Here is a 14272-nt window from a genome sequence, read left to right as displayed (position 1 = left end):
TCACCGGACCCCGGCGGACACCCCCGCCACCACGTCCGCCGTCGACACGACCTCGGCGAACCGCCCCCCGTGCAGGGACACGGCCGTCGCCTGCGCCAGCTCATCGGCGCTCCGCGACCACCCGAACGGCCCCTCCAGGTCGAAGGTGTGCATCGCGTCCAGCGGGAACAGCACCTCGTACCCGAGGTTCCCGGCCATCCGGGCCGTCGTCTCGTTGCACATGTTCGTCTGGATCCCGACGATCACGATCTGCGCGATGTCCTGCCCCGTCAGCCACCCGTCGAGCGACGGCTCCCCGTAGAACGCCGAGTTCACGCTCTTCGTCACCAGCAGCTCCGGCCCGGCACCCTTCCCGCGCCGCTCCTCGACGAAGTCCTTGAACGCGTTCCCCGCGTACCCCGCCCGCAGCGGCGAACGCGAGCCCGCCGGCGAGTCGTGCCGCACGAAGACGACCGGCCGCCCCGTCTCCTGCCACAGGTCGATCAGAGCCGCGATGTTCTCCTCGGCGGCCGGATTGTTCCGCTTCCCCCAGTACTCCTCCTCGAAGCCCTTCTGCACGTCGATGACAACCAGCGCTGCGTTCTGTGCGATCTCCATACTCACGATGCTGCCCCCGGGACGAGCCCTCTCCCAGAGGGACGAATGACAGCGATCGATGATTTACTGCCACACGTGCCCGCCGCGTCCCCGACCCCCGCACCCCGCCCCCAACGGATCGCCCTCCTCTCCTTCCCCGGCATCCGCGCCTTCGACATCTCCGTCATCACCGAGGTCTGGGGCAGCGACCGCACCCTCCGCGGCGTCCCGCCCTTCGACCTCCGCAGAGCGGCCGCCGATCCCCACACCCCCATCCCGCTCCGCGGCGGTCTCAGCCTCACCCCCGACCGCCCGCTCAGCTGGCTCGACGACCTCACCCCCGACGACCTGGTCCTCGTCCCCGGCATCGAGGACCCCGACGCCGACCTCCCGACCCCCGTCCTCGACGCGCTCCGCCGCGCCCACACCGCGGGCATCCCCGTCGCCTCGCTCTGCGCCGGCGCCTTCGTCCTCGCCCGCGCCGGACTCCTCGACGGCCGCCGCGCCGTCACCCACTGGCACCTCGCCGCAACCCTCGCCGCCCGCCACCCCGCGATCCAGGTCGAACCAGACGCCCTGTTCGTCGAGGACACCGGCGTCTGGACCTCCGCCGGCACCGCAGCCGGCATCGACCTTTGCCTCCACCTCGTCCGCACCGCCCACGGCGCCGAGGCCGCGGCCGCCATCGCCCGCGCGATGGTCACCGCCCCCTTCCGCACCGGCACCCAGGCCCAGTTCATCGAACACCCCACCCCCCGCGCCGACCGCGACGCCGACGCCCTGGCCGACGTCCGCGCCCACGCCCTCGCCCACCTCGACGAGCCCCACACCGTCGCGACCCTCGCCGCCCGCGCGGGCATGTCACCCCGCTCCTTCGCCCGCCACTTCCAGGCCACCACCGGAACCACCCCCCTGCACTGGCTCATCACCCAGCGCGTCGCCGCCGCCCAGAAACTCCTCGAACTCACCGACCACCCCCTCCCCGAGGTGGCCCGCCGCGCGGGCTTCGGCAGCGAGGTCACAATGCGCCAGCACTTCGCCTCGCACCTCGCCACCAGCCCGCGCGACTACCGCAACGCCTTCCGTCACCCGGCGGGCAACAGCCCGATCGCGCGATAGGCCCGGTCCACCAAAGGCCGCGCCGTCTCCCGGGCCCGCCGGGCCCCGTCCCGTAGCACCAGATCCACCTGACCGGGGTCCGCCGCGAGCTCGGCATGCCGCTCCCGCACGGGCCTCAGCAGCTCCACCACCGCGTCCGCCGTGTCCTTCTTCAACGATCCGTACGTCTCATATACACCGGCCAGCGCCTCGGGGTTCCCACCCGTCGCGGCCGCCAGCAGATCGAGCAGATTCGCGACCCCCGGCCCGGCCTCCCGGTCGTACTCCACGTCCCGCCCGCTGTCCGTCACGGCCCGCATGATCTTCCGCCGCACGGTGTCCGCGTCGTCGAGCAGATAGACGATCCCGGCCCCGTTCTCGTGCGACTTCCCCATCTTCGACGTGGGGTCCTGCAGGTCCATGACCCGCGCCGCCACCTCGGGCCGCGTCGCCCGCGGCACCGTGAAGGTGTGCCCGTACCGCTGGTTGAACCGCACCGCCAGATCCCGGGTCAACTCCACGTGCTGCGTCTGGTCCTCACCCACCGGCACCTCGTCGGCCCCGTACGCCAGGATGTCCGCCGCCATCAGCACCGGATACGTCAGCAGCGACAGCCGCACCCCCTGCCCGGCCGCCTGCGCCCGGACGCTCTTCTCCTTGTACTGGATCATCCGCCGCAGCTCGCCGTCCGTGGCCGTGCACTCCAGCAGGTACGACAGCCGCGCGTGCTCGTCCACATGACTCTGTACGAACAGGGTGCACAGCTCCGGATCGAGCCCGGCGGCCATCAGCAGCGTGGCCGCCTGCCGGCTGAGCCGCCGCACCCGCGCCGGATCGTGCTCCACGGTCAGCGCGTGCAGGTCCACGACGCTGAACAGCGCGTCCGCCCGGTGCTGATCGACCTCGACCCACCGCCGTACGGCCCCGAGGTAGTTGCCCAGCGTCAGGTGCCCGGTCGGCTTGACCCCGCTGAAGATCCTCTTCATCGCGTTCGTTCTCCCTCTTCTCCTGGGCGCCGACCCGACGGCCGCCTCCCGGAGGGGGATACGCGAACGGCCGCCGAGGCGGCGGCCGCTTGCTGCATGCGCGAGTGGTGGGCCGCCGTCAGGCGGCCCACCACTGGGTGGTGAGCGCACGCGTAGTCATGCCCAGAGACTACGCCCGAGGAGCAGGGTTGACACGGGATTGACGGATCCGTAAGGTTCTCCGAGTTGTCCGACGTGAGCACCGACCCCGGTCGGCCCCGGACAGCCATCCCGCAAGATCCACAGAAGCCGATGGTGCTTTGCCGCGCCATTCTGCTTTCCGTGCGTTTTTGCGAAATGAGGAATCCGCGTTCGAAGTTCGGACGCAGCCGCCCGATTAGCGTCGGAGGCAGGGAATCCGCTAAAGTCTCACTCGTCGGAACGGCCCAACAGCCGGAAAGACAACTCCCGCTGACTGGGAATCAGACGCCGAAAGGATCTGATAGAGTCGGAAACGCAAGACCGAAGGGAAGCCCGGAGGAAAGCCCGAGAGGGTGAGTACAAAGGAAGCGTCCGTTCCTTGAGAACTCAACAGCGTGCCAAAAATCAACGCCAGATTAGTTGATACCCCGTCCATCTTCGGATGGCGAGGTTCCTTTGAAAGTCCTGCCGGCCCTTGTGGCGGGTAGGCGACATACACAGCGAGGACGCTGTGGACAGTCGGCCTTATTCCGGCCTGACTGTCCCGCTCAACGCGAGTGTCACCCGATTACGGGTAAACATTCACGGAGAGTTTGATCCTGGCTCAGGACGAACGCTGGCGGCGTGCTTAACACATGCAAGTCGAACGATGAAGCCCTTCGGGGTGGATTAGTGGCGAACGGGTGAGTAACACGTGGGCAATCTGCCCTTCACTCTGGGACAAGCCCTGGAAACGGGGTCTAATACCGGATAACACCGGCTTCCGCATGGGAGCTGGTTGAAAGCTCCGGCGGTGAAGGATGAGCCCGCGGCCTATCAGCTTGTTGGTGGGGTAATGGCCTACCAAGGCGACGACGGGTAGCCGGCCTGAGAGGGCGACCGGCCACACTGGGACTGAGACACGGCCCAGACTCCTACGGGAGGCAGCAGTGGGGAATATTGCACAATGGGCGAAAGCCTGATGCAGCGACGCCGCGTGAGGGATGACGGCCTTCGGGTTGTAAACCTCTTTCAGCAGGGAAGAAGCGAAAGTGACGGTACCTGCAGAAGAAGCGCCGGCTAACTACGTGCCAGCAGCCGCGGTAATACGTAGGGCGCAAGCGTTGTCCGGAATTATTGGGCGTAAAGAGCTCGTAGGCGGCTTGTCACGTCGGGTGTGAAAGCCCGGGGCTTAACCCCGGGTCTGCATCCGATACGGGCAGGCTAGAGTGTGGTAGGGGAGATCGGAATTCCTGGTGTAGCGGTGAAATGCGCAGATATCAGGAGGAACACCGGTGGCGAAGGCGGATCTCTGGGCCATTACTGACGCTGAGGAGCGAAAGCGTGGGGAGCGAACAGGATTAGATACCCTGGTAGTCCACGCCGTAAACGTTGGGAACTAGGTGTTGGCGACATTCCACGTCGTCGGTGCCGCAGCTAACGCATTAAGTTCCCCGCCTGGGGAGTACGGCCGCAAGGCTAAAACTCAAAGGAATTGACGGGGGCCCGCACAAGCAGCGGAGCATGTGGCTTAATTCGACGCAACGCGAAGAACCTTACCAAGGCTTGACATATACCGGAAAGCATTAGAGATAGTGCCCCCCTTGTGGTCGGTATACAGGTGGTGCATGGCTGTCGTCAGCTCGTGTCGTGAGATGTTGGGTTAAGTCCCGCAACGAGCGCAACCCTTGTCCTGTGTTGCCAGCATGCCCTTCGGGGTGATGGGGACTCACAGGAGACCGCCGGGGTCAACTCGGAGGAAGGTGGGGACGACGTCAAGTCATCATGCCCCTTATGTCTTGGGCTGCACACGTGCTACAATGGCCGGTACAAAGAGCTGCGATGCCGTGAGGCGGAGCGAATCTCAAAAAGCCGGTCTCAGTTCGGATTGGGGTCTGCAACTCGACCCCATGAAGTCGGAGTTGCTAGTAATCGCAGATCAGCATTGCTGCGGTGAATACGTTCCCGGGCCTTGTACACACCGCCCGTCACGTCACGAAAGTCGGTAACACCCGAAGCCGGTGGCCCAACCCCTTGTGGGAGGGAGCTGTCGAAGGTGGGACTGGCGATTGGGACGAAGTCGTAACAAGGTAGCCGTACCGGAAGGTGCGGCTGGATCACCTCCTTTCTAAGGAGCACAGTACCGATTGCAGGCAAACGTTCTGCACGGTCAGCTCATGGGTGGAACGTTGATTAGTTGGCACAGTCTCTCTCCGAGAAACCGTTAGTACTGCTTCGGCGTGGAAAACGGGCTTCGAGGAACGGACTGTGCTTGGCACGTTGTTGGGTGTCTGAGGGTACGGCCGTAAGGTTTGTATCTTCGCGATGCCGGCCCCAGTGAACTTGATTCGTTTGGATCAGGGTGATGGGTGGCTGGTCGTTGCTTGAGAACTACACAGTGGACGCGAGCATCTGTGGCCAAGTTTTTAAGGGCGCACGGTGGATGCCTTGGCACCAGGAACCGATGAAGGACGTGGGAGGCCACGATAGTCCCCGGGGAGCCGTCAACCAGGCTTTGATCCGGGGGTTTCCGAATGGGGAAACCCGGCAGTCGTCATGGGCTGTCACCCATGCCTGAACACATAGGGCATGTGGAGGGAACGAGGGGAAGTGAAACATCTCAGTACCCTCAGGAAGAGAAAACAACCGTGATTCCGGGAGTAGTGGCGAGCGAAACCGGATGAGGCCAAACCGTATGCGTGTGATACCCGGCAGGGGTTGCGCATGCGGGGTTGTGGGATCTCTCTTCTGTCGTCTGCCGGCGACAGGACGAGTCAGAAACCGTTGATGTAGGCGAAGGACATGCGAAAGGTCCGGCGTAGAGGGTAAGACCCCCGTAGCTGAAACATTGACGGCTCGTTTGAGAGACACCCAAGTAGCACGGGGCCCGAGAAATCCCGTGTGAATCTGGCGGGACCACCCGCTAAGCCTAAATATTCCCTGGTGACCGATAGCGGATAGTACCGTGAGGGAATGGTGAAAAGTACCGCGGGAGCGGAGTGAAATAGTACCTGAAACCGTGTGCCTACAAGCCGTGGGAGCGTCGCTCATTGGGTTTACCCAATGGGTCGTGACTGCGTGCCTTTTGAAGAATGAGCCTGCGAGTTTGCGGTGCGTTGCGAGGTTAACCCGTGTGGGGAAGCCGTAGCGAAAGCGAGTCCGAATAGGGCGATTCAGTAGCGCGCTCAAGACCCGAAGCGGAGTGATCTAGCCATGGGCAGGTTGAAGCGGAGGTAAGACTTCGTGGAGGACCGAACCCACCAGGGTTGAAAACCTGGGGGATGACCTGTGGTTAGGGGTGAAAGGCCAATCAAACTCCGTGATAGCTGGTTCTCCCCGAAATGCATTTAGGTGCAGCGTCGTGTGTTTCTTGCCGGAGGTAGAGCACTGGATAGGCGATGGGCCCTACCGGGTTACTGACCTTAGCCAAACTCCGAATGCCGGTAAGTGAGAGCACGGCAGTGAGACTGTGGGGGATAAGCTCCATGGTCGAGAGGGAAACAGCCCAGAGCATCGACTAAGGCCCCTAAGCGTACGCTAAGTGGGAAAGGATGTGGAGTCGCAGAGACAACCAGGAGGTTGGCTTAGAAGCAGCCACCCTTGAAAGAGTGCGTAATAGCTCACTGGTCAAGTGATTCCGCGCCGACAATGTAGCGGGGCTCAAGCGTACCGCCGAAGTCGTGTCATTGCAGCAATAAGCCCCAACGGGTGCTGTGATGGGTAGGGGAGCGTCGTGTGCCGGGTGAAGCAGCCGCGGAAGCGAGTTGTGGACGGTTCACGAGTGAGAATGCAGGCATGAGTAGCGATACACACGTGAGAAACGTGTGCGCCGATTGACTAAGGGTTCCTGGGTCAAGCTGATCTGCCCAGGGTAAGTCGGGACCTAAGGCGAGGCCGACAGGCGTAGTCGATGGACAACCGGTTGATATTCCGGTACCCGCTTTGAAACGCCCAATATCGAGCCCATTAATGCTAAGGCCGTGAAGCCGTTCCGGACCCTTCGGGGAAAGGAAAGTGGTGGAGCCGCTGACCCAAGGTGGTAGTAGGTAAGCGATGGGGTGACGCAGGAAGGTAGTCCAGCCCGGGCGGTGGTTGTCCCGGGGTAAGGGTGTAGGCCGTGTGATAGGCAAATCCGTCACACGTTAAGGCTGAGACCTGATGCCGAGCCGATTGTGGTGAAGTGGATGATCCTATGCTGTCGAGAAAAGCCTCTAGCGAGTTTCATGGCGGCCCGTACCCTAAACCGACTCAGGTGGTCAGGTAGAGAATACCGAGGCGTTCGGGTGAACTATGGTTAAGGAACTCGGCAAAATGCCCCCGTAACTTCGGGAGAAGGGGGGCCACGCCTGGTGATGGAGTTTTCCTCCTGAGCTGGGGGTGGCCGCAGAGACCAGCGAGAAGCGACTGTTTACTAAAAACACAGGTCCGTGCGAAGCCGTAAGGCGATGTATACGGACTGACGCCTGCCCGGTGCTGGAACGTTAAGGGGACCGGTTAGCTCTGTTTCGACAGGGCGAAGCTGAGAACTTAAGCGCCAGTAAACGGCGGTGGTAACTATAACCATCCTAAGGTAGCGAAATTCCTTGTCGGGTAAGTTCCGACCTGCACGAATGGCGTAACGACTTCTCGACTGTCTCAACCATAGGCCCGGTGAAATTGCACTACGAGTAAAGATGCTCGTTTCGCGCAGCAGGACGGAAAGACCCCGGGACCTTTACTACAGTTTGATATTGGTGTTCGGTTCGGCTTGTGTAGGATAGGTGGGAGACTTTGAAGCCGTGACGCCAGTCATGGTGGAGTCGCCGTTGAAATACCACTCTGGTCGTGCTGGATGTCTAACCTCGGTCCGTGATCCGGATCAGGGACAGTGTCTGATGGGTAGTTTAACTGGGGCGGTTGCCTCCCAAAGGGTAACGGAGGCGCCCAAAGGTTCCCTCAGCCTGGTTGGCAATCAGGTGTTGAGTGTAAGTGCACAAGGGAGCTTGACTGTGAGACCGACGGGTCGAGCAGGGACGAAAGTCGGGACTAGTGATCCGGCGGTGGCTTGTGGAAGCGCCGTCGCTCAACGGATAAAAGGTACCCCGGGGATAACAGGCTGATCTTCCCCAAGAGTCCATATCGACGGGATGGTTTGGCACCTCGATGTCGGCTCGTCGCATCCTGGGGCTGGAGTCGGTCCCAAGGGTTGGGCTGTTCGCCCATTAAAGCGGTACGCGAGCTGGGTTTAGAACGTCGTGAGACAGTTCGGTCCCTATCCGCTGTGCGCGTAGGAATATTGAGAAGGGCTGTCCCTAGTACGAGAGGACCGGGACGGACGAACCTCTGGTGTGCCAGTTGTCCTGCCAAGGGCATGGCTGGTTGGCTACGTTCGGGAGGGATAACCGCTGAAAGCATCTAAGCGGGAAGCCTGCTTCGAGATGAGTATTCCCACCTCCTTGAGAGGGTAAGGCTCCCAGTAGACGACTGGGTTGATAGGCCGGATGTGGAAGCCCAGTAATGGGTGGAGCTGACCGGTACTAATAGGCCGAGGGCTTGTCCTCAGTTGCTCGCGTCCACTGTGTTAGTTCTGAAGTAACGAACTCCCTTTTCCGGTTGAGTTCAACTTCATAGAGTTTCGGTGGTCATAGCGTTAGGGAAACGCCCGGTTACATTCCGAACCCGGAAGCTAAGCCTTTCAGCGCCGATGGTACTGCAGGGGGGACCCTGTGGGAGAGTAGGACGCCGCCGAACAATCATTGTGGGAAAGCCCCGCACCTCATGGTGCGGGGCTTTTCTGCGTTCTGGGGCCGGGCCGGGCCTCCTGGGCGCCGGCCGAAGTGGCAATCCGACCCCCAGACATCTGATAGAGTCGGAGACGCAGGAAGGGACCAGCGCGAAAGCAACGGAACCGGAAAGCATCGAGGAAATCAGAGCGAAAAAGTCTGATAGAGTCGGAACCGCCGGAAGGGCCCGGAGCGAAAGCGAACGGGACTGGAAAGCACCGAGGAAATCGGATCGGAAAGATCTGATAGAGTCGGAAACGCAAGACCGAAGGGAAGCCCGGAGGAAAGCCCGAGAGGGTGAGTACAAAGGAAGCGTCCGTTCCTTGAGAACTCAACAGCGTGCCAAAAATCAACGCCAGATTAGTTGATACCCCGTCCATCTTCGGATGGCGAGGTTCCTTTGAAAGTCCTGCCGGCCCTTGTGGCGGGTAGGCAACATACACAGCGAGGACGCTGTGGATAGTCGGCCCTATTCCGGCCTGACTGTCCCGCTCAACGCGAGTGTCACCCGATTACGGGTAAACATTCACGGAGAGTTTGATCCTGGCTCAGGACGAACGCTGGCGGCGTGCTTAACACATGCAAGTCGAACGATGAAGCCCTTCGGGGTGGATTAGTGGCGAACGGGTGAGTAACACGTGGGCAATCTGCCCTTCACTCTGGGACAAGCCCTGGAAACGGGGTCTAATACCGGATAACACCGGCTTCCGCATGGGGGCTGGTTGAAAGCTCCGGCGGTGAAGGATGAGCCCGCGGCCTATCAGCTTGTTGGTGGGGTAATGGCCTACCAAGGCGACGACGGGTAGCCGGCCTGAGAGGGCGACCGGCCACACTGGGACTGAGACACGGCCCAGACTCCTACGGGAGGCAGCAGTGGGGAATATTGCACAATGGGCGAAAGCCTGATGCAGCGACGCCGCGTGAGGGATGACGGCCTTCGGGTTGTAAACCTCTTTCAGCAGGGAAGAAGCGAAAGTGACGGTACCTGCAGAAGAAGCGCCGGCTAACTACGTGCCAGCAGCCGCGGTAATACGTAGGGCGCAAGCGTTGTCCGGAATTATTGGGCGTAAAGAGCTCGTAGGCGGCTTGTCACGTCGGGTGTGAAAGCCCGGGGCTTAACCCCGGGTCTGCATCCGATACGGGCAGGCTAGAGTGTGGTAGGGGAGATCGGAATTCCTGGTGTAGCGGTGAAATGCGCAGATATCAGGAGGAACACCGGTGGCGAAGGCGGATCTCTGGGCCATTACTGACGCTGAGGAGCGAAAGCGTGGGGAGCGAACAGGATTAGATACCCTGGTAGTCCACGCCGTAAACGTTGGGAACTAGGTGTTGGCGACATTCCACGTCGTCGGTGCCGCAGCTAACGCATTAAGTTCCCCGCCTGGGGAGTACGGCCGCAAGGCTAAAACTCAAAGGAATTGACGGGGGCCCGCACAAGCAGCGGAGCATGTGGCTTAATTCGACGCAACGCGAAGAACCTTACCAAGGCTTGACATATACCGGAAAGCATTAGAGATAGTGCCCCCCTTGTGGTCGGTATACAGGTGGTGCATGGCTGTCGTCAGCTCGTGTCGTGAGATGTTGGGTTAAGTCCCGCAACGAGCGCAACCCTTGTCCTGTGTTGCCAGCATGCCCTTCGGGGTGATGGGGACTCACAGGAGACCGCCGGGGTCAACTCGGAGGAAGGTGGGGACGACGTCAAGTCATCATGCCCCTTATGTCTTGGGCTGCACACGTGCTACAATGGCCGGTACAAAGAGCTGCGATGCCGTGAGGCGGAGCGAATCTCAAAAAGCCGGTCTCAGTTCGGATTGGGGTCTGCAACTCGACCCCATGAAGTCGGAGTTGCTAGTAATCGCAGATCAGCATTGCTGCGGTGAATACGTTCCCGGGCCTTGTACACACCGCCCGTCACGTCACGAAAGTCGGTAACACCCGAAGCCGGTGGCCCAACCCCTTGTGGGAGGGAGCTGTCGAAGGTGGGACTGGCGATTGGGACGAAGTCGTAACAAGGTAGCCGTACCGGAAGGTGCGGCTGGATCACCTCCTTTCTAAGGAGCACAGTACCGATTGCAGGCAAACGTTCTGCACGGTCAGCTCATGGGTGGAACGTTGATTAGTTGGCACAGTCTCTCTCCGAGAAACCGTTAGTACTGCTTCGGCGTGGAAAACGGGCTTCGAGGAACGGACTGTGCTTGGCACGTTGTTGGGTGTCTGAGGGTACGGCCGTAAGGTTTGTATCTTCGCGATGCCGGCCCCAGTGCACTCATCTGCTTGTCGGATGGGGTGATGGGTGGCTGGTCGTTGCTTGAGAACTACACAGTGGACGCGAGCATCTGTGGCCAAGTTTTTAAGGGCGCACGGTGGATGCCTTGGCACCAGGAACCGATGAAGGACGTGGGAGGCCACGATAGTCCCCGGGGAGCCGTCAACCAGGCTTTGATCCGGGGGTTTCCGAATGGGGAAACCCGGCAGTCGTCATGGGCTGTCACCCATGCCTGAACACATAGGGCATGTGGAGGGAACGAGGGGAAGTGAAACATCTCAGTACCCTCAGGAAGAGAAAACAACCGTGATTCCGGGAGTAGTGGCGAGCGAAACCGGATGAGGCCAAACCGTATGCGTGTGATACCCGGCAGGGGTTGCGCATGCGGGGTTGTGGGATCTCTCTTTCACAGTCTGCCGGCTGTGAGACGAGTCAGAAACCGTTGATGTAGGCGAAGGACATGCGAAAGGTCCGGCGTAGAGGGTAAGACCCCCGTAGCTGAAACATTGACGGCTCGTTTGAGAGACACCCAAGTAGCACGGGGCCCGAGAAATCCCGTGTGAATCTGGCGGGACCACCCGCTAAGCCTAAATATTCCCTGGTGACCGATAGCGGATAGTACCGTGAGGGAATGGTGAAAAGTACCGCGGGAGCGGAGTGAAATAGTACCTGAAACCGTGTGCCTACAAGCCGTGGGAGCGTCGCTCATTGGGTTTACCCAATGGGTCGTGACTGCGTGCCTTTTGAAGAATGAGCCTGCGAGTTTGCGGTGCGTTGCGAGGTTAACCCGTGTGGGGAAGCCGTAGCGAAAGCGAGTCCGAATAGGGCGATTCAGTAGCGCGCTCAAGACCCGAAGCGGAGTGATCTAGCCATGGGCAGGTTGAAGCGGAGGTAAGACTTCGTGGAGGACCGAACCCACCAGGGTTGAAAACCTGGGGGATGACCTGTGGTTAGGGGTGAAAGGCCAATCAAACTCCGTGATAGCTGGTTCTCCCCGAAATGCATTTAGGTGCAGCGTCGTGTGTTTCTTGCCGGAGGTAGAGCACTGGATAGGCGATGGGCCCTACCGGGTTACTGACCTTAGCCAAACTCCGAATGCCGGTAAGTGAGAGCACGGCAGTGAGACTGTGGGGGATAAGCTCCATGGTCGAGAGGGAAACAGCCCAGAGCATCGACTAAGGCCCCTAAGCGTACGCTAAGTGGGAAAGGATGTGGAGTCGCAGAGACAACCAGGAGGTTGGCTTAGAAGCAGCCACCCTTGAAAGAGTGCGTAATAGCTCACTGGTCAAGTGATTCCGCGCCGACAATGTAGCGGGGCTCAAGCGTACCGCCGAAGTCGTGTCATTGCAGCAATAAGCCCCAACGGGTGCTGTGATGGGTAGGGGAGCGTCGTGTGCCGGGTGAAGCAGCCGCGGAAGCGAGTTGTGGACGGTTCACGAGTGAGAATGCAGGCATGAGTAGCGATACACACGTGAGAAACGTGTGCGCCGATTGACTAAGGGTTCCTGGGTCAAGCTGATCTGCCCAGGGTAAGTCGGGACCTAAGGCGAGGCCGACAGGCGTAGTCGATGGACAACCGGTTGATATTCCGGTACCCGCTTTGAAACGCCCAATATCGAATCAGGCGATGCTAAGTCCGTGAAGCCGTTCCGGACCCTTCGGGGAAAGGAAAGTGGTGGAGCCGACGAACCAGACTTGTAGTAGGTAAGCGATGGGGTGACGCAGGAAGGTAGTCCAGCCCGGGCGGTGGTTGTCCCGGGGTAAGGGTGTAGGCCGTGTGATAGGCAAATCCGTCACACGTTAAGGCTGAGACCTGATGCCGAGCCGATTGTGGTGAAGTGGATGATCCTATGCTGTCGAGAAAAGCCTCTAGCGAGTTTCATGGCGGCCCGTACCCTAAACCGACTCAGGTGGTCAGGTAGAGAATACCGAGGCGTTCGGGTGAACTATGGTTAAGGAACTCGGCAAAATGCCCCCGTAACTTCGGGAGAAGGGGGGCCACGCCTGGTGATGGAGTTTTCCTCCTGAGCTGGGGGTGGCCGCAGAGACCAGCGAGAAGCGACTGTTTACTAAAAACACAGGTCCGTGCGAAGCCGTAAGGCGATGTATACGGACTGACGCCTGCCCGGTGCTGGAACGTTAAGGGGACCGGTTAGCTCTGTTTCGACAGGGCGAAGCTGAGAACTTAAGCGCCAGTAAACGGCGGTGGTAACTATAACCATCCTAAGGTAGCGAAATTCCTTGTCGGGTAAGTTCCGACCTGCACGAATGGCGTAACGACTTCTCGACTGTCTCAACCATAGGCCCGGTGAAATTGCACTACGAGTAAAGATGCTCGTTTCGCGCAGCAGGACGGAAAGACCCCGGGACCTTTACTACAGTTTGATATTGGTGTTCGGTTCGGCTTGTGTAGGATAGGTGGGAGACTTTGAAGCCGTGACGCCAGTCATGGTGGAGTCGCCGTTGAAATACCACTCTGGTCGTGCTGGATGTCTAACCTCGGTCCGTGATCCGGATCAGGGACAGTGTCTGATGGGTAGTTTAACTGGGGCGGTTGCCTCCCAAAGGGTAACGGAGGCGCCCAAAGGTTCCCTCAGCCTGGTTGGCAATCAGGTGTTGAGTGTAAGTGCACAAGGGAGCTTGACTGTGAGACCGACGGGTCGAGCAGGGACGAAAGTCGGGACTAGTGATCCGGCGGTGGCTTGTGGAAGCGCCGTCGCTCAACGGATAAAAGGTACCCCGGGGATAACAGGCTGATCTTCCCCAAGAGTCCATATCGACGGGATGGTTTGGCACCTCGATGTCGGCTCGTCGCATCCTGGGGCTGGAGTCGGTCCCAAGGGTTGGGCTGTTCGCCCATTAAAGCGGTACGCGAGCTGGGTTTAGAACGTCGTGAGACAGTTCGGTCCCTATCCGCTGTGCGCGTAGGAATATTGAGAAGGGCTGTCCCTAGTACGAGAGGACCGGGACGGACGAACCTCTGGTGTGCCAGTTGTCCTGCCAAGGGCATGGCTGGTTGGCTACGTTCGGGAGGGATAACCGCTGAAAGCATCTAAGCGGGAAGCCTGCTTCGAGATGAGTATTCCCACCTCCTTGAGAGGGTAAGGCTCCCAGTAGACGACTGGGTTGATAGGCCGGATGTGGAAGCCCAGTAATGGGTGGAGCTGACCGGTACTAATAGGCCGAGGGCTTGTCCTCAGTTGCTCGCGTCCACTGTGTTAGTTCTGAAGTAACGAACTCCCATTTTCCGGTTGAGTTCAACTTCATAGAGTTTCGGTGGTCATAGCGTTAGGGAAACGCCCGGTTACATTCCGAACCCGGAAGCTAAGCCTTTCAGCGCCGATGGTACTGCAGGGGGGACCCTGTGGGAGAGTAGGACGCCGCCGAACAATTTTTAGCCTCAACCCCTGGACCTGGTCCGGGGG

Annotated in this window: 3 protein-coding genes and 6 rRNA genes; 7 read left to right on the top strand and 2 right to left on the bottom strand. The window is 60.3% G+C overall.

The features are described from left to right. Nucleotides 1–597 carry a cysteine hydrolase family protein gene (locus DEJ43_RS15940; RefSeq protein WP_041662532.1) on the bottom strand — a complete coding sequence of 199 codons (597 nt, stop codon included), beginning with the start codon at nt 595–597 and terminating at the stop codon, nt 1–3. A 45-nt stretch (nt 598–642) separates the two neighbouring features. On the opposite strand from DEJ43_RS15940, the gene DEJ43_RS15935 reads away from it, so the two are divergent. Further along, nucleotides 643–1695 (top strand): GlxA family transcriptional regulator, encoded by a 1053-nt coding sequence (locus DEJ43_RS15935; RefSeq protein WP_015034397.1) that lies wholly within the window; start codon nt 643–645, stop codon nt 1693–1695. Here the strand turns inward: DEJ43_RS15935 and trpS are convergent. Continuing rightward, nucleotides 1662–2660: a tryptophan--tRNA ligase gene (gene trpS, locus DEJ43_RS15930; protein ID WP_015034396.1), complete on the bottom strand. Its 999-nt coding sequence runs from the start codon at nt 2658–2660 to the stop codon at nt 1662–1664. The two genes, DEJ43_RS15935 and trpS, sit on opposite strands and share 34 nt — an antisense overlap. A gap of 761 nt (nt 2661–3421) precedes the next feature. Here trpS and DEJ43_RS15920 point away from each other — a divergent pair. The 6 genes from DEJ43_RS15920 to rrf (DEJ43_RS15890) all read left to right on the top strand — a co-directional run bounded on the left by DEJ43_RS15920 (nt 3422) and on the right by rrf (DEJ43_RS15890) (nt 14236). Further along, nucleotides 3422–4947 (top strand): 16S ribosomal RNA (locus DEJ43_RS15920). Between the two features lie 288 nt (nt 4948–5235). Further along, nucleotides 5236–8359, top strand: a 23S ribosomal RNA gene (locus DEJ43_RS15915). 73 nt (nt 8360–8432) lie between these two features. After that, nucleotides 8433–8549, top strand: a 5S ribosomal RNA gene (rrf, locus tag DEJ43_RS15910). Nucleotides 8550–9106: 557 nt separating this feature from the next. Beyond that, nucleotides 9107–10632: ribosomal RNA gene (locus DEJ43_RS15900) — 16S ribosomal RNA — on the top strand. A 289-nt stretch (nt 10633–10921) separates the two neighbouring features. Next, nucleotides 10922–14045, top strand: a 23S ribosomal RNA gene (locus DEJ43_RS15895). A 74-nt stretch (nt 14046–14119) separates the two neighbouring features. Then, nucleotides 14120–14236 (top strand): 5S ribosomal RNA (rrf, locus tag DEJ43_RS15890). The 16S, 23S and 5S rRNA genes sit together here, the layout of an rRNA operon. The last annotated feature ends 36 nt before the right edge of the window (nt 14237–14272 follow it).

The sequence above is a fragment of the Streptomyces venezuelae ATCC 10712 genome (genome assembly GCF_008639165.1).
Lineage (GTDB): Bacteria > Actinomycetota > Actinomycetes > Streptomycetales > Streptomycetaceae > Streptomyces > Streptomyces venezuelae.
This window is presented reverse-complemented; position numbering and strand designations above follow the sequence as displayed.